This is a genomic window from Microbacterium sp. Z11_20 (assembly GCF_057197605.1).
On record NZ_JBXVOQ010000003.1, the window covers coordinates 461,807 to 484,118 of the forward strand.

Consider the following 22,312-nt stretch of genomic DNA (forward strand, 5'->3'; position numbering starts at 1 on the left):
CGAAGCCCCGCGGCATCCGTTTCGGCCGTGTCAGAGCGAGCCGGTGGCTCCGACGCCGATGTTCTCGTCGTAGTCGACGTCCTTGGTCTCCTTCGACAGCGCAAGCGCGATGAAGGTCAGTACCGCCGAACCCGTCAGGTACAGCCCGACCAGCCACGGTTCGCCGTCGGCAGCGGCCCACAGCGCGACCGCGATGAGCGGTGCCACCGCGGCGCCGAGGATCGAGGCGACGTTGTACGAGATCGCCGAGCCGGTGTAGCGCACGTTCGTGGGGAACAGCTCCGGGAGCACCGCGCCCATCGGACCGAAGGTGAGGCCCATCAGCAGGAAGCCGAGGATGAGGAAGGCCTGGATGAGCGCGCCCGTGAACTTCGGGTCGGCCTGCGGCATCAGGAAGACGTTGAAAGCCACGCCGAACACGGCGATCGCTCCCGTCACCCACAGCAGCAGCTTGCGGCGGCCGATGGCGTCGGCCACCGGACCCGACAGCAGCGTGAAGACGCCGAAGAACACGACTCCGATGATCTGCATGGTCACGAAGTCGGTGTACCCGAAGCCGAGCCCGGGGACGTAGGCGGCCGCATCGAAGGGTTCACCCGCCGCATCCGCCGTCGCCTGAGCAGCGTCGGTGGTCGCCTTCGTGCCGTAGGAGAGTGTGAAGCTCGTCATGAGGTAGAACAGCACGTACGTGGCGAGCATGATGAACGTGCCGAGGACGAGCTGGCGCCAGTGCTGGCGCACCACCTCCCCGAGCGGGAACCTCCGCAGCGCCCCGGTCTTCTCCGCACGCGCGAACGTCTCAGACTCCACGAGCTTGAGGCGCACCCACAGGCCGATGATCACCATGAGGGCCGAGAAGAGGAACGGCACGCGCCATCCCCACGCCAGGAACTCCTCGGAGCGCTGCGCCGGGCCGTCGGGGTGGGGGAGGGCGAAGTTGATCACGAGGAAGACGGTGTTGGCGATGATGAACCCGATGGGCGCACCCAGCTGCGGGAACGTGCCGTACCAGGCACGCTTGCCCGCCGGCGCGTTCTCCGTGGCCACGAGTGCCGCGCCCGACCACTCGCCGCCCAGGGCGAAGCCCTGCGCGAGACGGAGGAACAGCAGGATGAGCGCCGCCCACCAGCCGATGTCGTTGTAGGTGGGCAGCAGGCCGATGATGAAGGTCGCGATGCCCATCGTCAGGAGCGACGCGACGAGGGTGGCCTTGCGACCGAACCGGTCGCCGAAGTGACCGAAGACCACGGCGCCGATGGGGCGGGCGACCATGGCGGCGCCGAACACGGCGAAGGAGGACAGCAGCGAGGTGGTCTCGTCGCCGGTCGGGAAGAACAGGACCGGGAAGACCAGAACCGCGGCGGTCGCGTAGACGTAGAAGTCGTAGAACTCGATGGTCGTTCCCACCAGGCTCGCCGTGATGACACGCGAGCGGGGGTTGGCGGGGGCGGGGGGAGCGGAGGTGGGGGAGGTCATGAAGCTCCTGTCGGGGGGACGCGAGGGACCCCCAGATACTATGCGACGGAAGTCACCACAGCAGCGCGATGGCCGCGTTCGTCAGGGTGAGGACCCCGACCAGCCAGAACATCACCGGGGGGAGCGACCCGGTGCGGCGCTGTCGCACCGAACCCATCCCCAGGAGCGCGCCGATCACGACGAGGATGAGGAGCTTGACGCCGAGCTTCACGTAGTTCAGCTCGCCCTCGATTCCCCAGGGTGCCGCGAGGATCAGGCCGGCGACCCCGGCGATCGCGAGGCCCCAGTCCATGATCCGGGTGAACCGGATGCGCCGCGCGACGGCTTCGACGACCCAGGCGCCGAACAGGGTCGCGAACCCGACGAGGTGGACGAGGACGACGATGTTGCGCAGGGTCTCCATGTCCTTCACCGTAGGGCGCGGCATCCTCGCCCGCCAGGAAGGCACGCCTCAGCGGCGCTCCGCCGGGCGGACCAGCGGGCTCGGTCAGGCGCGCAGGTCGCGGAGGACGAGTGCCGTGCGCAGCGCCGCGTCCGCGGCCTCCGCGCCCTTGTCCTCCTTCGAGCCGGGAAGACCGGCACGGTCCAGACCCTGCTGCTCGTCGTCGAGCGTCAAGACCCCGAAGCCGATGGGGCGGCCGGTGTCGAGGGCGACGCGCGTCAGCCCGTCCGTGGTGGCCGAGGAGACGTACTCGAAGTGCGGGGTGCCGCCCCGGATGATGACCCCGAGGGCGATGACGGCGTCGGCGCCGGCGTCCAGGGCGGCCTTCGCCGCGACGGCCAGCTCGAACGAGCCGGGCACCCGCACCAGCTGCCACGACGCCCCCGACGCATCCAGGACGCGCCGGGCGCCGGCGATGAGCCCATCGGTGATGACGTCGTGCCAGGTGCCGGCCACGACGACGACCGTCAGGCCGCTCGCGTCGACGCTCCCGGCCTCGGGTGCTCCTTTGCCGCTCATGCTTCGGCCCCTTCCTTCATCTGCTTCAGCGCATCGGCCAGGTCGGCCTCGGCGATGAGGTGGCCCATGCGGTCGCGCTTGGTCTCGAGGTACTGGTGGTTGTTCGGCCCGACTCCCACCAGCAGCGGCACCTGCTCGGTGACGTCGAGGCCCAGTTCGCGCAGCTGAGAGACCTTGTCGGTGTTGTTGGTCATCAGCCGCACGCGGCTCACCCCGAGGTCGGCGAGGATGCCCGCAGCCGCGGCGTAGTCGCGCGCATCGGCGGGAAGACCCAGGGCGAGGTTGGCATCGACGGTGTCCAGGCCCTGCTCCTGCAGGCTGTAGGCGCGCAGCTTGTTGATGAGCCCGATGCCGCGGCCCTCGTGCCCGCGCATGTACACCACGACCCCGCCATCCTGTTCGATGGCATCCAGGGCGGCTTCCAGCTGCGGGCCGCACTCGCACTTGAGCGACCCGAACGCCTCGCCGGTGAGGCACTCGGAGTGCACCCGCACGAGCGGCGCATCGTCGCTGAGGTCACCCGAGACGACGGCGAGGTGATCGGTGCCGGTCACGCGGTCCTTGTACGCCAGGAAGCGGAAGCTGCCGTGCGAGGTGGGCACGTGGGCCTCTGCGCGGAGGCTGACCCGGCGCGTGTGGCGCTCGGCGGCGACTTTCGGGGGGAGGGGAGACTGCTCGTCCAGGTACCCGATGAGCTGCTCGATCGTGATGACCGGGATGCCGCTGCGCTCGCCGAGCTCGAGGAGCCCGGGGAGCCGCATCATCGAGCCGTCCTCGGCGACGACCTCGGCGATCGCGCCCACCGGCTGCAGGCCGGCGAGTCGCATCAGTTCGACGGCGGCTTCGGTGTGGCCGCTGCGTTCGCGTACGCCGCCGTCCACCGCACGCAGCGGCAGGACGTGACCCGGTCGGATGAGGCTGCCCGGGACTGACTCCGGGTCGGCCAGCACGTTGAGGGTGTGTGCGCGGTCCGACGCGCTGATGCCCGTGCTGTTGCGACCGGATGCGTCGACGCTCACGGTGTATGCGGTACCCCGGGCGTCCTCGTTCACCGCGACCATCGGCGGCAGGTCGAGGCGGTCGGCCCAGTCGGCGGGCATCGGTGCGCACAGGAACCCGCTGGACCAGCGGATGGTCCAGGCGATCCACTCCGGGGTGGCGAGCTCGGCGGAGAGGATGACGTCGCCCTCGTTCTCGCGGTCCTCGTCATCGGCGACGATGACGGGGCGGCCGGCGCGCAGCGCGTCGAGAGCTTCGGGGATGGTGGCAAGGCTCATCGTGAGCCTCCTTCGGGGGTTGTGGGGAAGGCGAGGAGCCTCTGCACATGGCGCGCGAGGATGTCGGTTTCGAGGTTGACGGGGTCGCCGACGGCGGCGCCGCCCAGGGTCGTGGCCGTCAGGGTCTCCGGGATGAGGGAGACCTCGAGCCACGGGTCGGCGGCGTCGGCGGGGCTCACGCCGCTGACGGTGAGCGAGACGCCGTCGATCGCGATCGACCCCTTGTCCACGACGAGCGGGGCGAGGTGGGCGGGGATGGCGATCCGCACCACTTGCCAGCGGTCGCCGGGGCGCACCTCGACGACCGTTCCGGTGCCGTCGATGTGCCCCTGGACGATGTGCCCGCCCAGGCGCCCGTGAGCGGCCGTGGCCCGCTCGAGGTTGACCGTACGGCCGGGCTCGGCACCGGCGAGAGTCGACATGTCCAGGGTCTGCTTCATGACGTCGGCGGCGAACCAATCAGGACCCTGGTCCACGACCGTCAGGCATACGCCGCTCACCGCGATCGAGTCGCCGTGCGCCGCATCCGTCACCGCCAGCGGGGCGCGCACGGTCAGCCGGACGCCGTCGCCGGACGGCTCGACCGCCGTGAGGGTTCCGAGCTCTTCGACGATTCCGGTGAACATCAGGCGTCTCCTTCGGTGACAGGTCGTGCGGTGATCAGCAGGTCGTGGCCGAGGGCCTGGACGGACGACACCGCGAGGCGCCGTTGCTGCGTGATCGTATCGACTCCGAGGCGCCCCAGCGCGGGGCGGTCGGTGCCGTCGGCGCCGTGGCCGATGAGGGTCGGGGCCACATAGGCGAGTACCTCGTCGACGAGGTTCTCGCGCAGGAAGGCGCTCGCGATCGTGGGGCCGCCCTCGACGAAGACGCGCTGAGCGCCGAGGTCGCGCAGTTCGGCCAGCACCGAGGGCAGGTCGCTCCCCGACCGCTGGATGAGCTGCCGCGGATGGCGGCGCAGCGCAGCATCCTCGGGAACCCGGCGGTCGCCGAGCACGACGGGGATCGGCTGGTGCTCGTACAGGGTCCCGTCCGGGCGACGGGCGGTGAGGGCGGGGTCGTCGGCGAGGACCGTCCCGGTTCCCACCAGGATCGCGTCGGCCTCGGCGCGGCGACGGTGCACGTCGGCCCGTGCGTCGGCGCCCGTGATCCACTGGCTCGTACCATCCGGTGCCGCCGCACGGCCGTCTAGGCTCTGCGCCCACTTCACGGTCACGAAGGGGCGTCCCAGCCGCTGCACCGTCAGCCAGCCGTCGAGCAGCGCCCGCGCCTCGTCGGCTCCCACCCCGCCCTCCACCGACACGCCGCCGGCGCGGAGGCGTGCGGCACCGCCGGCCGCGACCTGGTTCGGATCGTCGAGGGCGTAGACCACGCGGGCGACGCCGGCCTCCAGGAGTGCGAGCGCGCAGGGACCCGTCCGTCCGGTGTGGTTGCACGGCTCGAGGGTGACGATCGCGGTGGCGCCGCGCGCGGCGCCGGGGGCGAGCTTCGACAGCGCGTCGACCTCCGCGTGCGCGGTGCCGGCCCCCCGGTGCCACCCTTCGGCGATCACGTCGCCGCCGGGGGAGAGGATGACCGCGCCCACCTGCGGGTTGACGCCGACGGGTCCGCGCGCGGCGAGGGCGAGCGCACGGCGCATCGCCTCGCGTTCCGCGTCGTCCGCCATGTCGATCCTCCGGTCCGGTCCGGGGTCGTTGCGGCAGGGCGGCGCGGTGCGCCGACCGTGCGCCTCCCATCCGGACTCGCGACGGCGGACCGTCGCATCACCGTCGGTTCCGGATTTTCACCGGATCGGCTTCGACCTCCGCCCGAAGGCGGGGGTCGGGCTCGCGGACTGTCACCGCCGGTTCGGATTCTCACCGACCCCGGAGCACGTTGATGTTCTCGATACTAACGAACGCAGAGCCTGGCCGGGCATTCCCCGGTCCGTCGCTGCATCCGGGGTCACTTCAGCAGGCGCGAGAGTCGCCGATCGGCGAGGATCTTGCCGCCGGTCTGGCAGGTCGGGCAGTACTCCAGGGAGTTGTCGGCGAAGAAGACGCTCCGCACCTCGTCGCCGCACACCGGGCACGTCTGGCCGCGCCGGCCGTGGACGCGCATGCCGCGGCGCTTCGCGTCCTTCAGGTCGGCGGGTGGTTTGCCGGATGCTTCGTCCAACGCTTCGGCGAGGGTGGCGGTCATGGCCGCGAACAGCCGGTCGATCTCGGCGTCGTCCAGGGTGGAGGCCAGGGCGTACGGTGACATCTTCGCCGCGTGCAGGATCTCGTCGGAGTACGCGTTGCCGACGCCCGCGATCACCGACTGATCGCGCAGCACACCCTTGATCTGCGTGCGACGCCCGGTGAGGAGGCCGGCGAGCGTGTCGCGCGTGAAGGCGGGGTCGAGGGGATCGGGACCGAGCCGGGCGATGCCCGGCACGTCGGCGACGTCGCGCACCACGTAGACGGCGAGCGACTTTTTCGTGCCGGCCTCGGTCAGGTCGAACCCGGAGGCGTCGTCGAACGCGACGCGCAGGGCGATCGGCGACTTCCCCGGCTTGATCAGCGTCGACGGGAGGGAGTCGTACCAGCGCAGCCAGCCGGCCTTGGCGAGGTGGAAGACGAGGTGAGCGCCGCCGTCGGTCGCGACGTCGAGGAACTTCCCGTGGCGCTCCACGCCGCTCACGGCCGCGCCCTGCAGATCGGTGATCGGCGGGTCGTACGTCTTCAGCGCCGAGATCGCCGACACCGTCGCCCGCGTGATCGTGCGGCCGACCACCCGTCCGCGGAGGTAGTCGACGAGCCCCTGCACCTCGGGCATCTCCGGCATGCGGTCATCCTGCCACGGATCGCGACTCAGTCGCCGAGAACGCTCCACGGCTGCGGTGCGCGGTCGTCCCGCGGGAGCAGGCCGGCGATCCACACGTCGTCGCGGCCGAAGGCGTTCGACATCGCCTGACGCAGGGTGCCCTCATAGCGGAACCCGAGGCGCTGCGCCACGCGCGCCGAGGCGCGGTTGCCGACGACGGCACGCCACTCGATGCGCGCGGCGCCCAGTCCGTCGCTCGCGAAACCCCAATCGACGGCGGCGCCGGCCGCCTCGGCGAGGAGCCCGCGCCCGCGAGAGGTCCGACACATCCAGAAGCCGATCTCCTGTACGCCGCCGGTCTGCCGGTGAAGGCTCAGCATCCCGGCGAGCGTGTCGCCGACGCGGATGGCCCAGGTCGCCTCGATCCCGTCGGCCCACCGTCCGGGAACGGCGGCGACGAAGGCCTCGGCGTGCTCGGGCAGGTACGGCGAGGGCACCGCCGTGTAGCGCTGGATGTCCGCATCCTGGCACGCCCGGAAGATCGCCTCGACGTCGTGCTCGGTCGGTGGCGAGAGCACCGTCCGCGGGCTCCTCAGGGTCACCGGTTCCATGCCCGCCACCCTACTTCTGGACGCGTCGCCGCTTCCGGATGCGCCGCCGCCGTCTCCGTACCGTACTCAGTCCCGTTGGCCGGCGAAGTGGGGACAAACCGCACGATCCCGCGACGACCTGGTGGGCGACGCGCGACTGAGACTGAATACGGTACGACTTGGGCGAGTGCGCCCGCTCTGCACAGCCCCCCAACCCGGGGAACTGATCCACAGATCCGGCCGCCGTCCGTCAACGGGAGGCCACCGGAGCGACAGTCGACCGATGACCGTCGCATTCGCGCACCGTGCCGAGTTGATGTCGAGCGGACTGAGCCGCCGCGAGATCGACCGAGCTGTCACCACCGGGAGCCTGATACGGGCGCGACGTGACCACTACGTCCCCGGTGATACCCCGGAGGCCGTGGTGCGTGCGGTCCGCGTCGGCGGACGGCTGACGTGTCTGTCCCTGCTCGCGTCGCTCGGGGTGTTCGTGCTCGTCAACCGGGTCCTGCATGTGCACATCACGCCAGGGTCGAGCAGGATGCGCTCGCCGCACGATCGCTTCCGCCGTTTGGAGCACCGAGCTCAGCGGGGCGTGCGCCTGCATTGGGCGCCGCTCGGCGAGCAGCCCGGCCAGGCAGCGGTCGTGTCGATTCTCGACGCTCTGGCACACAGCGTGCTCTGCCAGACGCCACGCGCTGCCGTCGCCACTCTCGACAGCGCGCTTCACTTGGGGCTCATTTTCCTCGGCGACCTCCCCGAGGTGTTCCGCCGTCTTCCCCAGCGATACGCCGTGCTGATTCCTCTCGTGGATGGGCGCTGCGAATCCGGATCGGAGAGCTTCCTGCGCCTGATGCTGCGTGGGCTTGGTTGTCGGGTCGAGCCACAGGTCGTCGTGCGCGGGGTCGGCCGGGTCGACTTCGTCATCGATGGATGGCTCGTCATCGAATGCGACAGTCGCGCTCACCACTCGGATTGGGATGCCCAGATGCGGGACCGGCGCCGCGATCTGTTGCTCGCCGCTCTCGGATATACGCCGTTGCGAGTGACCGCATCTCAGATCTTCGACGAACCGGAACTCGTCCTCGCCGCTATCCGAGGCCTGCTCGCAGCGCACGGCTGAATTCCGCACCTGTCGGCGCGTCGGCTGACACGGTGGCACGCGCGTCGGCACACGCGGTGGCACGCGCGGTGGCGCACGCGGTGGCACTAACTCAGTCTGGTTTGCCCCGGCCCGCACTGGCATCCCGGAGTTCCGGGCCTCGCCGACGCGGGGTGGGTGAACAAGACTGAATTCGGCACGGGGAGCGGGCGCGGCGTGGCGCGCGCCGCGATAGCCGGCGGGCGAGCTCTGGCGCGGCGGAGGAGGGTCAGGCGCGGCGGAGGAGGGTCAGGCGCGGCGGAGGAGGCCCAGGCGGTCGTAGACGGCGGAGAGGGTGCCGTCGGCGACGGATGCTGCCCGGCCCGCGTTCTCCGCAAGCACCCGGTCGAGCTCGGCGGGGTCGTCGAGCATCGACAGCGCGCGCTCACGCACCGGCGCGAACTCGTTCACGACGACCTCGGCGAGGCCCTTCTTGAAGTCGCCGTAGCCGCGGCCGGCGTACTCGTCCTCGATCGCGGGAATCTGACGTCCGGTGAGTGCGGCATAGATCACGAGGAGATTCGACACGCCCGGCTTGGCCTCGCGGTCGAAGCGCACGCTCCCCTCGCTGTCGGTCACAGCCCGCATGATCTTCTTCGAGGTCACCGACGGCTCATCCAGCAGCCACAGGGTCCCCGCATCCGACTCGGCCGACTTCGACATCTTCGCCGTCGGATTCTGCAGGTCGAAGATGCGCGCGGTGTCGCGCTGGATCACCGGCGTCGGCACCGTGAAGGTCTCGCCGTAGCGGGCGTTGAACCGCTCGGCGAGGTCGCGCGTGAGCTCGATGTGCTGCTTCTGGTCGTCGCCGACGGGCACGACATCGGTCTGGTACAGCAGGATGTCCGCGGCCATGAGCACCGGGTAGGTGAACAACCCGACGTTCGTTCCGTCCGTGCCGTACCGGGCGGACTTGTCCTTGAACTGCGTCATCCGGCCGGCCTCACCGAACCCCGTGATGGTCGACAGCACCCAGGCCAGCTCGGCGTGCGCGGGAACGTGCGACTGCACGTAGAGCGTCGATCGCGACGGTTCGATGCCCGCGGCGATGTACTGTGCGGCGGTGCGGCGGGTCTTCGCGCGCAGCTCCGACGGGTCGTTCGGCTGGGTCAGCGCGTGCAGGTCGACGACGGAGAAGAAGGCGTCGTACGACTCCTGCAGGTCTCGCCACTGCATGAGCGCCCCGATGTAGTTGCCGATCTGGAGCGAGTCGGCGGAGGGCTGCATGCCGGAGTAGAGACGGGGTTTGGTCACTCACCGATTCTACCGGCGGGCGATGCGGCCCCTGCCGGTCCGCGGGTTCGGGGGAGGACGACACGTGCGGATGCTGCGCCCTGAACCGTCCGAACCCGGCGACGATCTCCGCATCCGGCGACGGCAGCGAAGGTCCGGTGACGCCGGACGATCTCCGCATCCGTGACGGCAGCGGAGGACCGGCCGAGCCGAGCCGGGGCACCAGGGGTTAAGAGGAGGTCAGCGGCCGAGCGTGTAGTCGGCGATGACCGGCGCGTGGTCGCTCCAGCGCGTGTCCCACGACGGGGCGCGCACGACGCGGTAGTCCGCGACGCGCTCTGCCAGGGCGGGGGTGGCGAGGTGGTAGTCGATGCGCCACCCGGAGTCGTTGTCGAACGCGCGCCCGCGCATCGACCACCACGTGTACGGACCGTCGACGTCGCCGGCGTGGCGGCGGCCGATGTCGACCCATCCGAGGCCCGTGCCGACGCTGCCGTCGGCGCCGGTCACCGTGGCTCCCGCGTCGCCGAGGAAGCGGTCGAAGTACGCGCGCTCGCGCGGGAGGAAGCCGGCCTTCTTGACGTTGCCCTTCCAATTGCGGATGTCCAGCTCGCGGTGCCCGACGTTGAGGTCTCCCATGATGAGGGCCAGCGGATGCTCCGCCTCCAGCTGCGGCATCCGTCGCTCCATCGCGTCCAGGAAGGCCCACTTGGCGTCCTGCCGAGGGGTGTCGGCCTCACCGGTGTGCACGTACGCACTGACGATCGCGATGCTCTCGCCGTCGATGTCGAAGTCGGCTTCGATCCACCTGCCCGCGGAATCCAGCGGCTCGGGCCCGAGGACGGTGCGCATCTGGACGGACGGCAGCCGGCTCGCGATGGCGACCCCGGCGCGGCCCTTGGCGAGTGCCTCGTCGTTCACGACCTCCCACCCCGGGAGCGCGGATCGCAGTTCGTCCTGGGTGGCGCGCACCTCCTGGATCGCGAGGATGTCGGCGTCGGCCTCATCGAGCCACTCGCTCATACCCTTGCGGGCGGCAGCACGGATGCCGTTGACGTTGATGGACACGATGCGGACGCGGCGGGGCACCTCCCGAGCCTAACCGCGCGCCCCGACATCGGCGGGTCGCGCCTCTGCGTGCGGACGCGTCCGCCGGGATGATCGCCCCCGGTCGGCCGGGAGGGTCTCGCCCGCGTCAGTCCCAGGGGAGAGCGGAGCGGGGGAGGGACGCGGCGTTCCGCTCGGCATCGGAGACGGCAGCTTCCGCCTCGGCGACCCGGCGCCGCGCGGCTCGGCGCGCGTACCACGGGGCCGTCTGCGCCTTCTGACGAGCCTCCCGCAGCCGGACCCGGGCGGCGACCAGCAGGGCGGCGCGCTCGTCCGCCCGCTCGTCTCGTTCGCTTTCGAGCGACTCCCCGTGGTCGGCGGCGGCCACGGCGATCCACGCGGCGGCGACGAGGATCACGATGCCGTTCAGACGGAACCAGAGGAGGAAGCCGATGAAGATGGCGAAGGTCGCCAGGAGCGGGTTGGACGGGGTGTAGACGAAGACGAATCCTGCCCCGATCTGCAGCACCACGATCGCGCCCCCGCCCAGGAGCGCGCCGGGCCAGATCCGTCGCCAGCGCAGCGACGTGCCGGTGAGAAAGCGGAACAGCGCCGCGAGGGCGAGCGTGTTCACCCCGAACGCGACCACGAGCGACAGCCCGCGGGTGACGACCTGGGCGCCCACCGAATCGCTCGTGCGTCCCAGGAGCGAGAAGAGCAGGTCCACGGCGCCGGTGGTGATGGAGCTCAGGGCGGCGCCGGTGATGAGTGCGAGCCCGAACAGAAGGGCCGCGAGGAGGTCGCGCGCCTTCAGGAGCAGGTAGCTGCGGCGATCGAAGGGCAGTCCGAAGGTGTCCCGGACGGCGCGGCGCGCGTAGGTGACGAAGCCGATCGCCGTCCAGATCACGGCGACGAGCGCCACGACGCCGGTCGCCGTGAACAGCCTGCTGCTTCCGGAGGCGATCTGCTGCACCTGCTCGGGGGTGATCAGCCCGGTCTCGCTGATGAGTTCGGGGATGTAGCGATCGATGAGGTCGACGAGGGCGCTCACGGCGCGCCGGCTGTCGCCGAGCCAGACGCCCACCGCCGCGAACGCCAGGTAGATGACGCTGAAGATCGCGAACAGCGATTGATACGAGATGCCCGCGGCCAGGAGGAACCCGTTGTGCTGCAGGAAGTGGCGCCACACGCGGACGGGGAACCACTCGAGGGTTCGCCGCGTGATCTCGCCCGCGCGTTCGAGAGGTACGTCGAGACGCTCGCGGAGCTCGCCGCGGCGATCACCCGCGGCGTCCGCGCCGGTGGGCACCGCGCCGGCGGACGCCGCCGGAAACGGCCCGGGGTCGGGCCTGCGGCGGCGTGGGGGCGGAGTCTCGGTCACGCGAACAGGGTATCGAGGCCGCCATCGCGCGGGGCGAGGCATCCCCGGTGCGCGCCCGGACGCGCGCACGGCCCGGGATCAGCATCCGCGCCCGGACACGCTGACGGCCCCCGGATCAGCATCCGCGCCTGGACACGCTGACGGCCCCGGATCAGCGTCCGGGGCCGTCAGCGCGCGATGCGTCGGTTCTCAGCGCCGACCGCTGAGGACGGCCTGCTTGACCTCGGCGATGGCCTTGGTGACCTCGATGCCGCGGGGGCACGCCTCGGTGCAGTTGAAGGTCGTGCGGCAGCGCCAGACGCCCTCTTTGTCGTTGAGGATGTCCAGGCGCACATCCGCGGCGTCATCGCGCGAGTCGAAGATGAAGCGGTGCGCGTTGACGATCGCGGCCGGGCCGAAGTACTGCCCGTCGGTCCAGAACACGGGGCACGACGACGTGCACGCGGCGCACAGGATGCACTTGGTGGTGTCGTCGAAGACCTCGCGGTCGACGATCGACTGGATGCGCTCCTTGCCGGCCTCCGGCTTGGAGTTCGCGATGAGGAACGGCTGCACGTCGCGGTAGGAGGCGAAGAACGGCTCCATGTCGACGATGAGGTCCTTCTCCAGGGGGAGACCCTTGATGGCCTCGACGTAGATCGGCTGCGAGATGTCGAGGTCCTTGATCAGCGTCTTGCAGGCGAGGCGGTTGCGGCCGTTGATGCGCATCGCGTCCGAGCCGCAGATGCCATGGGCGCACGACCGGCGGAAGGCGAGCGACCCGTCGACCTCCCACTTGATCTTGTGCAGGGCGTCCAGCACACGGTCGGTGGGGTACAGCTCGACGTCGTAGTCGACCCAGCGCGGTTCCGCGTCGACCTCCGGGTCGAACCGGCGGATGTTGAAGGTGACCAGGAACGACTGGACGCCGGTGGACTCGGGCGCCTGCTCGACGCTCTGCGAATCCCGTGCGGTGTCGATGGTGGCAGTGGCCATGCTCAGTACTTCCTCTCCATCGGCTGGTAGCGGGTGATGACCACGGGCTTCCAGCCGAGCTCGATGTGGTCGGCCGGATGCGACGAGTGGGGGTCGCCCGTCAGGTAGGCCATGGTGTGCTGCATGTAGTTCTCGTCGTCGCGCTTGGGGTAGTCGTCGCGCATGTGCCCGCCACGGCTCTCCTTGCGGTTCTGCGCGGCGTAGACCACGACCTCGGCGAGATCGAGGAGGAACCCCAGTTCCACAGCCTCGAGCAGGTCGGTGTTGTAGCGCCTGCCCTTGTCGTCGACGTGCACGTTGAGGTAGCGCTCGCGAAGGTCGGCGATGACGTCGAGCACGTGGGCGAGGGACTCTTCGGTGCGGAACACCTGAGCTCCCTTGTCCATCTCGTCCTGCAGCGTCTTGCGCAGCACGGAGATCCGCTCCGTGCCGGGGTTGACCCGCATCCGCTCGATCAGCTCGCGGATCTCGCGGGTGGGATCCTCCGGGAGCGCGACGAAGTCGGCGGTCTGGACGTACTCGACGGCGTTGCGGCCGGCGCGCTTGCCGAAGACGTTGATGTCCAGCAGCGAGTTGGTACCGAGCCGGTTGGAGCCGTGGACGGACACGCACGCGCACTCCCCGGCGGCGTACAGGCCCGGGACGACGGTGGTGTTGTTGCTCAGCACCTCGGCGTTGTTGTTGGTGGGGATGCCACCCATCGCGTAGTGCGCCGTGGGCATCACCGGCACCGGCTCCACCACCGGGTCGACGCCGAGGTAGGTGCGGGCGAACTCGGTGATGTCGGGGAGCTTCGTCTCCAGCACCTCGGCGCCCAGGTGCGTGCAGTCCAGCAGCACGTAGTCGCGGTGGGGGCCGGCGCCGCGGCCCTCCGCGACCTCCTGCACCATGCATCGCGCGACGATGTCACGCGGGGCCAGGTCTTTGATCGTGGGGGCGTATCGCTCCATGAAGCGCTCGCCGCTGGCGTTGCGCAGGATCGCGCCCTCTCCGCGGGCGCCCTCGGTGAGGAGGATGCCGAGCCCCGCGAGGCCGGTCGGGTGGAACTGGAAGAACTCCATGTCCTCCAGCGGCAGGCCCTTGCGCCACACGATCCCGACGCCGTCTCCGGTGAGGGTGTGGGCGTTCGAGGTCGTCTTGAAGATCTTGCCGAACCCGCCGGTGGCGAAGATCACGGCCTTGGACTGGAAGACGTGCAGGTCGCCGGTGGCCAGCTCGTACGCGACCACGCCGGCGACCTGGGTGCCGCCGTCGGCATCCTTCACCGTGATGAGGTCGAGCACGTAGAACTCGTTGAAGAAGTTGATGCCGAGCCTGACGCAGTTCTGGAAGAGCGTCTGCAGGATCATGTGGCCGGTGCGGTCCGCCGCGTAGCAGGCGCGTCGGACGGGGGTCTTGCCGTGGTCGGCGGTGTGGCCGCCGAAGCGGCGCTGATCGATCTTCCCCTCGGGCGTGCGGTTGAAGGGGAGGCCCATGTTCTCGAGGTCGATGACCGCGTCGATGGCCTCCTTCGCGAGGATCTCCGCCGCATCCTGGTCGACGAGGTAGTCGCCGCCCTTGACCGTGTCGAAGGTGTGCCACTCCCAGGAGTCCTCTTCGACGTTCGCGAGCGCGGCGGCCATGCCGCCCTGCGCCGCACCGGTGTGCGACCGGGTCGGGTAGAGCTTGGAGATGACCGCGGTCTTCGCGCCCGGGCCCGCCTCGATCGCCGCGCGCATGCCGGCGCCGCCGGCGCCGACGATGACGATGTCGAACTGGTGGTAGTGCACGCCGTCGCGGACGACGGAATCAGCGCTGGTCTGGGTGCTCACGGAATGATGCCTCTACTGGTTCGGTCGGAAGGTCAGGCGGCCTGGCACATGTCCCACAGGGAGCTGGATTCGGTCACGCCGATGCAGGGGTCGAAGGTGAAGACCACGAGAGTGCCGAGCAGGATCAGGAGACCCGCCGACAGCCACAGCGCCCACACCAGCACGCGACGCACGGTGGGGGAGGCGACGTAGTCGTTCACGATCGTGCGCATGCCGTTGGCGCCGTGGATCATGGCCAGCCACAGCATCAGCACGTCCCACCACTGCCAGAACGGCGAGGCGAACTTGCCGACGACGAAGGCGAAGTCGATCTGGTGGATGCCGTCGCCGGTCATGAGGTTGACGAACAGGTGCCCGAAGATGAGGACGACCAGGAGCACGCCGGAGGCGCGCATGTACACCCAGCCCCACTTCTCCAGGTTCGAGCCCTTGTTGCGGGTGCGCGGTGCGGGCACTGTCGAAGCGATCTGGGCGGTCATCAGTGCCCCCCTCCCACGTTGGCGAAGACATTGATGAGGTGCCGGGGGGTGAACCCGAGCATCGTCACGGCCCAGACGCCCAGGACGATCCACCACAGCTGACGCTGGTGGCGCGTCGCCCAGCCCCAGAAGTCCACGAGGATGATGCGGATCCCGTTGTACGCGTGGTACGCGATCGCTCCGACGAGGGCCACCTCGCCGAGGCCCATCACCGGGTTCTTGTACGTCCCGATGACCGCGTCGTACGCCTCGGGCGAGACGCGGATGAGCGCGGTGTCGAGGATGTGGACGAGCAGGAAGAAGAAGATGGCGACGCCGGTGATGCGGTGCAGAACCCACGACCACATGCCTTCGCGGCCGCGGTACAGCGTCCCGCGTGGAACCTTCGAGGTGGTCTCGGCCACCGTCGGCGTGATGCGCGCTGGTGCAGACACCATCGTCCTCCCTGATCGAACACGGCTGAGCGGGCGGTCCGTTGCCCCGAGAAGCACCAATGGCTTCTGCGTCACACGGGCGCGGGATCATCCTACGACCGGGGGCGTAATTCCGGGGATTAGGCCGACCTTACTGTCTCGATATCGAGATATCCGGCGGGGCCGCGGATGCCCCGTTCCACGACGGTCATCCGTCCGACACCTGCCGCCAGCCCGCGCGCGGCTAGCCTGTTCGCATGTCCCACGATCCCATCGACGACTTCTACGCCGTCATTCCCGCCGGCGGCATCGGCAGCCGGCTGTGGCCGCTCTCGCGCGCGGAGGCGCCGAAGTTCCTCCACGACCTGACGGGGTCCGGCCAGACGCTCCTGCGCGCCACCTGGGACCGGCTGGAGCCGCTGGCAGGTCGTGACCGCATCGCCGTGGTCACCGGGCGCGCCCACCGCGCGGCGGTGGAGAACGAACTGCCCGGTATCCCCGACCACAACGTCTTCCTCGAGTCCGAGCCCCGTGACTCGTCGGCGGCCATCGGTCTGGCCGCGGCGATCCTGCACCGTCGAGAGCCGGATGTCATCATCGGTTCGTTCGCCGCCGACCACGTCATCCGCGGAACGCGCACGTTCGAGTTCGCCGTCCAGCAGGCCGTCGCCGTCGCCCGCGCCGGCTACATCTGCACGATCGGCATCCAGCCCAGCGAACCGTCGGTCGGCTTCGGCTACATCCGCAAGGACGGTGAACTCGACGTCGACGGCTCACCCGAAGCGGCAATGGTGGAGCGCTTCGTGGAGAAGCCCGACCTGGAGACCGCGCGCGGCTACTTCGCCGACCGCAACTACCTGTGGAACGCGGGCATGTTCATCACCCGCGCCGACGTGCTCCTGGCCGAGCTCGCCGCGAACGAGCCCGAACTGCACGCCGGGCTCCTGGAACTGGCGGAGGCGTGGGATGACCGCGACCGCCGCGGTCCGGTCGTTGACCGGGTGTGGCCGACACTGAAGAAGATCGCCATCGACTACGCCGTCGCCGAGCCGGCCGCGGAGAAGGGCCGCCTCGCCGTCATCCCCGGTCACTTCGACTGGGACGACGTCGGCGACTTCGCGAGCCTGGCCAAGCTCAACTCCCACGGGGGCAAGAACGAGCTGGCGATCCTGGGCAGCCATGCCCGGGTGCTGGCCGACGCCTCCAGCGGGATCGTGGTGTCGCAGACCGAACGGATCATCAGCCTCATCGGCGTGCAGGACATCGTGGTGGTCGACACCGCCGACGCGCTGCTGGTGACCACGAGCGAGCACGCCCAGCGCGTCAAGGGCGTCGTCGACGCCCTCAAGCTCACCGGGCGCGGCGACGTGCTCTGATGGCCCCGAAGCATCGCAACTTGGTAACTCTTCGGGCCTGAGGGCCGACCAGAGTGGGTGGTCTCGCGCCATCCGACGTAACGTTCAGAAATATCCCGGCCGGGCGCTGCGGTTTTCCGCGCCCGAACCTGTTCAGAGAGGACTGCAGTGACTGCACCCACCCGTAAGCGGACTTTCGCCACCATGGCGTTCATCGGAGCCGCCGGCCTGCTGCTGTCGGCGTGCGCACCGGCTCCCGAGGAGGGTGGCGGCTCCGCAGAGGACAGCGACTTCCTCGCCTGCGCCGTGTCCGACGAGGGCAGCTGGAACGACAAGAGCTTCAACGAGTCGGCCTACCAGGGCCTGCTCGATGCGGAATCCGACCTCGGCATCGAGATCGCCGACGCCGAGTCCAACAGCGAAGAGGACTTCACCCCGAACCTCACGCAGATGGTCGACGCCGGGTGCGACGTGACCTTCGCGGTCGGCTTCAACTTCTCCATCAACGACGTCATCTTCGACTTCGCCGAGGCCAACCCCGAGGCCCGCATCGTGTGGATCGACGGGTGGAACCAGGGCCAGGAGAACCTCAAGCCGATCACGTACGCGATGCAGGAGTCGAGCTTCCTCGCCGGCTATCTCGCCGCGGCGTTCTCCACCAGCAAGATCATCGGTACCTACGGTGGCGACCAGATCGACTCCGTCACCTCCTTCATGACCGGCTACTACAACGGTGCGAAGTACTACGAGGAGGAGACCGGTACGCCGATCACCATCGTCGGCTGGGATCCGGCAGCCAACACCGGTGACTTCGTGGGCGACTTCGCGAACACCGGTGTGGCCCAGACCATCTCGCAGGGGCAGCTCGCCGCCGGCGCGGATGTCATCTTCCCTGTCGCAGGCAGCCTCTTCACCGCGACCGCCGAGGCTATCCGCGAGGCAGGGTCGGGCGTCATGCTGGGTGTCGACAAGGACATCGCCGTCACCCAGCCCGAGCTCGCCGACATCACTCTCACCTCGGTGGAGAAGCGCATGACTCAGGCCGTGCTCGAGGTCATCACGACGATCATCGAGAGCGACGAGTTCACCGCTGACCCGTACGTCGGCACGCTCGCGAACGACGGCACCACGCTGAGCGACTTCGGTGTGTTCGACAGCGAGATCCCGCAGGAAGTGAAGGACCGGCTCGAAGAGATCAGGGCAGGCATCATCGACGGGTCGATCGACCCGCTCGCCGGCCCCTGATCCTTCGTCCCATCCCTGGCACAGTCACACCCCTGGCACACGCCGGGGCGGCACAGTCCGCCTCGGCGTGTGCCGTTTCGAGCCGGTTCCGGCAGGATGGGTCGCACCATGAAACTCGAACTCCGCGGGATCACGAAGCGGTTCGGACCGCTGGTGGCCAACGATGGCATCGACCTGGTGGTCGAAGCCGGCGAGATCCACGCGCTCCTCGGTGAGAACGGCGCCGGGAAGTCCACCCTCATGAATGTGCTTTTCGGGCTCTACCAGCCCGACGAGGGCGAGATCCTTCTCGACGGCATCCCCCAGCACTTCTCTGGACCGGGCCGGGCCATGGCCGCCGGCATCGGAATGGTGCATCAGCACTTCATGCTCATCCCTGTCTTCACCGTGGCCGAGAACGTGATCCTCGGCCACGAGCCCAGCCGTGGCGGAGTGCTCGACCTCGCCGAGGCGCGCCGCCGCGTGCGCGAGATCTCCGACCGGTTCGGCTTCGAACTCGACCCGGACGCCGTCGTGGGTGACCTGCCCGTGGGCGCGCAGCAGCGCGTCGAGATCATCAAGGCGCTGGCGCGGGATGCCCGTGTGCTCGTCCTCGACGAGCCCACCGCGGTGCTCACCCCCCAGGAGACCGACGAGTTGATGGCGACGATGCGTCGCCTGGCCGACGGCGGCACCTCCATCGTCTTCATCACGCACAAGCTCCGCGAGGTGCGCGCGGTCGCCGACACCATCACGGTCATCCGGCTCGGCAAGGTCGTCGGGTCGGCCGCCCCCAGCGCATCCACCGACGAACTGGCCGCCCTCATGGTGGGGCGCGCGGTCGGGCTGACCGTCCACAAAGATCCGCCGAAGCTCGGCGCGGAAGCGCTGGTCGTGGAGAACCTCACCCTGTTCGGGCCCGCCGGCGAGCGGCTCCTGGACGACGTCTCCTTCACCATCCGCGCCGGCGAAGTGCTCGCCGTGGCCGGCGTGCAGGGAAACGGGCAGACCGAACTCACCGAGGCCCTCGTCGGTCTCCGCGACAAGATGCAGGGGAGCATCCGCCTCGACGGGGAGGAACTCTCCTCCGCCCACGTGCGACACGTGCTCGACAGCGGCGTCGGGTTCGTCCCGGAGGACCGGAAGGTGGACGGGCTGGTCGCGGAGTTCTCCGTGGCGGAGAACCTGATGCTCGACCGATCGTTCTCCGGCCCCTTCACGAAGGGCCCCGCGATCGACTTCGCCGAACGCGACCGCTTCGCCGACGAGGCCATCGAGGAGTTCGACATCCGCACCCCGCACCGCGGCGTCCTGGTCGGGCGCCTCTCCGGCGGTAACCAGCAGAAAGTGGTGCTCGCCCGCGAGCTCGGACGCGACCTCAAACTGTTCGTGGCCTCGCAGCCCACGCGGGGCGTGGACGTGGGGTCCATCGAGTTCATCCACGAGCGGATCGTGGAGATCCGCGACTCGGGCATTCCCGTCCTCATCATCTCGACCGAGCTCGACGAAGTCGTCGCCCTCGCAGACCGCATCGCCGTGATGTACCGGGGCGCCATCATCGACATCGTTCCCGCCGACACGCCTCGGGAGCGGCTCGGCCGCCTGATGGCAGGAGTGCACGAATGACCCAGCCGCAGACCGACGTCATCACGCCGGATCCGCCCCCGGGGAGCCGCCCGACGCTCGGCGACGTGCTGCGCGACATCGCCTCCGGCGGCATCGTCCGCACGATCGCCGCGATCGTGCTCTCGCTCATCGTGGCTTCGGTGCTCATCATCTTCACGAACGAAGATGTCGGTCGCACGCTGCCGTATTTCTTCTCCCGCCCGACGGACTTCCTCGGGGAGGCCGGGCGTGCGGTCGGGAACGCCTACGCGGCGCTCTTCCGGGGATCGGTCTACAACTTCTCCGCCGAGTCCCCCGAGCGGGCGTTCCGGCCCCTCCTGGAGTCGCTCCGCTTCGCCGGCCCCCTCATCGCCGCCGGCCTCGGTGTCGCGCTGACCTTCCGCGCCGGCCTGTTCAACATCGGTGGCCAGGGCCAGATGGTCATGGCCGCGATCTGGTCGGCGTGGGCCTCGTTCCAGCTGCACCTGCCCTACGGCATCCACCTCGTCGTCGCGGTGCTGTTCGGGCTGGTCGGCGCCGCGATCTGGGCCGGCATCGCGGGGGTGCTCAAGGCGACGACGGGCGCCCACGAAGTCATCGTCACGATCATGATGAATTACATCGCGGTGTCGTTCGCGACGTTCCTCATGCGCACCCCGGTGCTGCACGACATGGAGTCGGGGAACAACCCGACGACGCGGCCCCCCGACCCGACCGCGGTGTTCTCCCGCATCTTCGGTCCGGGCTTCGATCTCCGCTGGAGCTTCGTCCTCTGCATCGTGGCCGTCGGCGTCTACTGGTGGCTCATGGAGCGCTCGTCGTTGGGCTTCCGGCTGCGCATGGTCGGGTTGAACCCCGACGCCGCGCGGACGGCGGGCATCGACGTGAAGCGGATGTACATCGTCGCGATGGTGCTGTCGGGCCTGTTCATCGGCCTGGCGGGCATCAACCAGTCGCTGGGGCGCGACGGCAACTTCGGCCCCTCGATCGACTCCGGCATCGGATTCGACGCGATCACCGTGGCTCTGCTCGGCGGATCGCGGGCGGGCGGCGTGCTGCTGGCCGGCATCCTGTTCGGGATGCTGCGTGCCGCCGGCCCCACGATGCAGCTGGCCGATGTCGCACCGGAGATCCTCGGCGTCGTGCAGGGCCTCATCGTGCTGTTCATCGCCGCGCCGCCGCTGGTGCGCGCCATCTTCCGGTTCCTGCCGACGCCGCGGGAAGTGACCGAGCTGAACACCGGTCGAAAGCCGCAGCTCGAGGCGAAGGGAGACGAGTGATGACCGCCGTCGCCGTTCCCGAGAAAATCGCTCCCACCCCCGCTCTCCCGCCCCGCGTCTGGCGCACCCCGATCCTCCTCGGCGCGCTGGCCGCGATCACTCTCATCGCGTTCGGCCTGCTGGGCAATGACGAGACGGTGGCGTTCCAGCTTTCCGGACGCGACGACGCCGTCCAGCTCGCCCCGTTCGTCACGACGGCGCGTGCGGCCGGTGTCGTGTCCGGGGTGGTCGCGGTCGCCGCGGCCGTGGGCGCTTTCGCACTGGCCGCCCGCCGTCGCCGGGTGAGCGTCTGGTTCCCGCTCGTCGTCGGCCTCGGATTCCTCGTCGCCCTCGTCGCCTGGGTCGGGGCGGGGGGATCGGTGCCCGTGGTCTTCCTCCTCACCGGCGCGATCGCCCTGTCCACCCCCATCGTGTTCGGCGCGCTCTCCGGGGTCATCGGCGAGCGTGTCGGCATCGTGAACATCGCCATCGAAGGGCAGCTCCTCGCCGGTGCCTGCACGGCCGCGATGGTGGCATCGGTCACGGGAAACCAGATCCTCGCCCTCGGTGCCGCGATGATCTCCGGCGCGCTGATCGCGATGGTGCTGGCCTGGTTCTCCATCAGCTACCTGGTCGACCAGGTGGTGGTCGGTGTCGTGCTGATCGGCCTGGTCACCGCCGTGACGAACTTCCTCTACTCGGCGGTGATCGGCGCCAACTCCGCGGCGCTGAACGACCCCGGCACCCTCCCGCGGATCGCGATCCCGCTTCTGTCGGACATCCCTGTTCTCGGCCCGGTCTTCTTCGATCAGCGGCTGACGACCTACATCATGTTCCTCCTGGTGCCGCTGACCTGGTTCGTGCTGTTCCGCACGACCTCGGGCCTGCGCATCCGCGCCCTCGGCGAGCATCCGCTGGCGGCTGACACCGTCGGCATCAAGGTGAACGTGTGGCGATTCTGGACCGTCAGCGTCGCGGGTCTCATCGCCGGTCTCGGCGGTGCATCGCTGACCATCGGTGCGGTCGGCCCATTCGTCCGCGAGATGAGCGCGGGGCAGGGCTTCATCGCCCTGGCCGCCGTCATCCTCGGCCGGTGGAACCCGTGGGGCGCGGCGATCGCGGCACTCCTGTTCGGCTTCGCCAGCAACTTCCGCATCTGGGCCGGCCAAGCCGGATCGCAGATTCCGACCGACCTCATCCAGATGACCCCGTACGTGGTGACCCTCATCGCCGTGGCGATCGTGGCCGGCCGAGTCGTCGGCCCCAAGGCCGCCGGCAAACCCTATGTCAAGGAGTGA

21 protein-coding genes and 1 riboswitch are annotated in these 22,312 nt (G+C 69.6%); of the genes, 6 read left to right on the forward strand and 15 right to left on the reverse strand.

Features of this window, described 5'->3' with window-relative positions; all coding sequences use genetic code 11:
• Positions 1 to 30: 30 nt before the first annotated feature.
• The 8 genes from AC2DFQ_RS10200 to AC2DFQ_RS10235 form a co-directional block, all read right to left on the reverse strand.
• A complete protein-coding gene (locus AC2DFQ_RS10200; protein ID WP_484533806.1) occupies positions 31 to 1,476 on the reverse strand; it encodes an MFS transporter in 1,446 nt (481 codons plus the stop codon).
• Between the two features lie 52 nt (positions 1,477 to 1,528).
• Positions 1,529 to 1,879: a Fe-S protein gene (locus AC2DFQ_RS10205; protein ID WP_484509937.1), complete on the reverse strand. Its 351-nt coding sequence runs from the start codon at positions 1,877 to 1,879 to the stop codon at positions 1,529 to 1,531.
• An 84-nt stretch (positions 1,880 to 1,963) separates the two neighbouring features.
• Positions 1,964 to 2,437 (reverse strand): 6,7-dimethyl-8-ribityllumazine synthase, encoded by a 474-nt coding sequence (gene ribH / locus AC2DFQ_RS10210; protein WP_484533807.1) that lies wholly within the window; start codon positions 2,435 to 2,437, stop codon positions 1,964 to 1,966.
• On the reverse strand, positions 2,434 to 3,714 hold the full coding sequence (gene ribA, locus AC2DFQ_RS10215; RefSeq protein ID WP_484533808.1) for a GTP cyclohydrolase II: 1,281 nt from the start codon (positions 3,712 to 3,714) through the stop codon (positions 2,434 to 2,436). The genes ribH and ribA overlap by 4 nt, the downstream gene beginning before the upstream one ends.
• Positions 3,711 to 4,340, reverse strand: coding sequence for a riboflavin synthase (locus tag AC2DFQ_RS10220; protein WP_484533809.1), 630 nt, complete (start codon positions 4,338 to 4,340; stop codon positions 3,711 to 3,713). Before AC2DFQ_RS10220 ends, ribA begins: the two co-directional genes overlap by 4 nt.
• Positions 4,340 to 5,380, reverse strand: coding sequence for a bifunctional diaminohydroxyphosphoribosylaminopyrimidine deaminase/5-amino-6-(5-phosphoribosylamino)uracil reductase RibD (ribD, locus tag AC2DFQ_RS10225; RefSeq protein ID WP_484533810.1), 1,041 nt, complete (start codon positions 5,378 to 5,380; stop codon positions 4,340 to 4,342). The genes AC2DFQ_RS10220 and ribD overlap by 1 nt, the downstream gene beginning before the upstream one ends.
• 54 nt (positions 5,381 to 5,434) lie before the next feature.
• Positions 5,435 to 5,591: riboswitch (FMN riboswitch) on the reverse strand.
• 67 nt (positions 5,592 to 5,658) lie between these two features.
• Positions 5,659 to 6,522: an Fpg/Nei family DNA glycosylase gene (locus tag AC2DFQ_RS10230; protein ID WP_484533811.1), complete on the reverse strand. Its 864-nt coding sequence runs from the start codon at positions 6,520 to 6,522 to the stop codon at positions 5,659 to 5,661.
• A 26-nt stretch (positions 6,523 to 6,548) separates the two neighbouring features.
• Complete coding sequence (locus AC2DFQ_RS10235) at positions 6,549 to 7,112, reverse strand: GNAT family N-acetyltransferase (RefSeq protein WP_484533812.1); 564 nt, start codon at positions 7,110 to 7,112, stop codon at positions 6,549 to 6,551.
• A 262-nt stretch (positions 7,113 to 7,374) separates the two neighbouring features.
• Between AC2DFQ_RS10235 and AC2DFQ_RS10240 the strand changes: the two genes are divergently transcribed.
• Positions 7,375 to 8,214, forward strand: a complete 840-nt coding sequence (locus AC2DFQ_RS10240) for an endonuclease domain-containing protein (RefSeq protein ID WP_484533813.1) — start codon at positions 7,375 to 7,377, stop codon at positions 8,212 to 8,214.
• A 267-nt stretch (positions 8,215 to 8,481) separates the two neighbouring features.
• Here the strand turns inward: AC2DFQ_RS10240 and trpS are convergent, their stop codons facing one another.
• From trpS to sdhC, 7 genes are all read right to left on the reverse strand, one after another.
• Positions 8,482 to 9,486, reverse strand: coding sequence for a tryptophan--tRNA ligase (trpS, locus tag AC2DFQ_RS10245; protein ID WP_484509929.1), 1,005 nt, complete (start codon positions 9,484 to 9,486; stop codon positions 8,482 to 8,484).
• 219 nt (positions 9,487 to 9,705) lie between these two features.
• Positions 9,706 to 10,554, reverse strand: a complete 849-nt coding sequence (locus tag AC2DFQ_RS10250; RefSeq protein ID WP_484509928.1) for an exodeoxyribonuclease III — start codon at positions 10,552 to 10,554, stop codon at positions 9,706 to 9,708.
• Positions 10,555 to 10,660: 106 nt separating this feature from the next.
• The gene (locus AC2DFQ_RS10255; RefSeq protein WP_484509927.1) at positions 10,661 to 11,893 is read right to left on the reverse strand and encodes a YihY/virulence factor BrkB family protein; all 1,233 of its coding nucleotides are present in this window, start codon (positions 11,891 to 11,893) and stop codon (positions 10,661 to 10,663) included.
• 189 nt (positions 11,894 to 12,082) lie between these two features.
• Positions 12,083 to 12,868, reverse strand: coding sequence for a succinate dehydrogenase iron-sulfur subunit (locus AC2DFQ_RS10260; RefSeq protein ID WP_484509926.1), 786 nt, complete (start codon positions 12,866 to 12,868; stop codon positions 12,083 to 12,085).
• Positions 12,869 to 12,870: 2 nt separating this feature from the next.
• Entirely contained in the window at positions 12,871 to 14,679 is a 1,809-nt protein-coding gene (sdhA, locus tag AC2DFQ_RS10265; RefSeq protein WP_484509925.1) for a succinate dehydrogenase flavoprotein subunit, read from the reverse strand.
• Positions 14,680 to 14,711: 32 nt separating this feature from the next.
• Entirely contained in the window at positions 14,712 to 15,158 is a 447-nt protein-coding gene (locus AC2DFQ_RS10270) for a succinate dehydrogenase hydrophobic membrane anchor subunit (protein ID WP_484509924.1), read from the reverse strand.
• Entirely contained in the window at positions 15,158 to 15,595 is a 438-nt protein-coding gene (gene sdhC, locus AC2DFQ_RS10275) for a succinate dehydrogenase, cytochrome b556 subunit (protein ID WP_484509923.1), read from the reverse strand. The genes AC2DFQ_RS10270 and sdhC overlap by 1 nt, the downstream gene beginning before the upstream one ends.
• Positions 15,596 to 15,828: 233 nt before the next feature.
• Here sdhC and AC2DFQ_RS10280 point away from each other — a divergent pair, with 233 nt between their 5' ends.
• From AC2DFQ_RS10280 to AC2DFQ_RS10300, 5 genes are all read left to right on the forward strand, one after another.
• Positions 15,829 to 16,947 carry a mannose-1-phosphate guanylyltransferase gene (locus tag AC2DFQ_RS10280; RefSeq protein ID WP_484509922.1) on the forward strand — a complete coding sequence of 373 codons (1,119 nt, stop codon included), beginning with the start codon at positions 15,829 to 15,831 and terminating at the stop codon, positions 16,945 to 16,947.
• Positions 16,948 to 17,094: 147 nt separating this feature from the next.
• Complete coding sequence (locus tag AC2DFQ_RS10285; protein WP_484509921.1) at positions 17,095 to 18,171, forward strand: BMP family lipoprotein; 1,077 nt, start codon at positions 17,095 to 17,097, stop codon at positions 18,169 to 18,171.
• 108 nt (positions 18,172 to 18,279) lie between these two features.
• Positions 18,280 to 19,776 carry an ABC transporter ATP-binding protein gene (locus AC2DFQ_RS10290; protein WP_484533814.1) on the forward strand — a complete coding sequence of 499 codons (1,497 nt, stop codon included), beginning with the start codon at positions 18,280 to 18,282 and terminating at the stop codon, positions 19,774 to 19,776.
• Positions 19,773 to 21,035, forward strand: a complete 1,263-nt coding sequence (locus AC2DFQ_RS10295) for an ABC transporter permease (RefSeq protein WP_484533815.1) — start codon at positions 19,773 to 19,775, stop codon at positions 21,033 to 21,035. The genes AC2DFQ_RS10290 and AC2DFQ_RS10295 overlap by 4 nt, the downstream gene beginning before the upstream one ends.
• Positions 21,035 to 22,312, forward strand: a complete 1,278-nt coding sequence (locus AC2DFQ_RS10300; protein WP_484533816.1) for an ABC transporter permease — start codon at positions 21,035 to 21,037, stop codon at positions 22,310 to 22,312. Before AC2DFQ_RS10295 ends, AC2DFQ_RS10300 begins: the two co-directional genes overlap by 1 nt.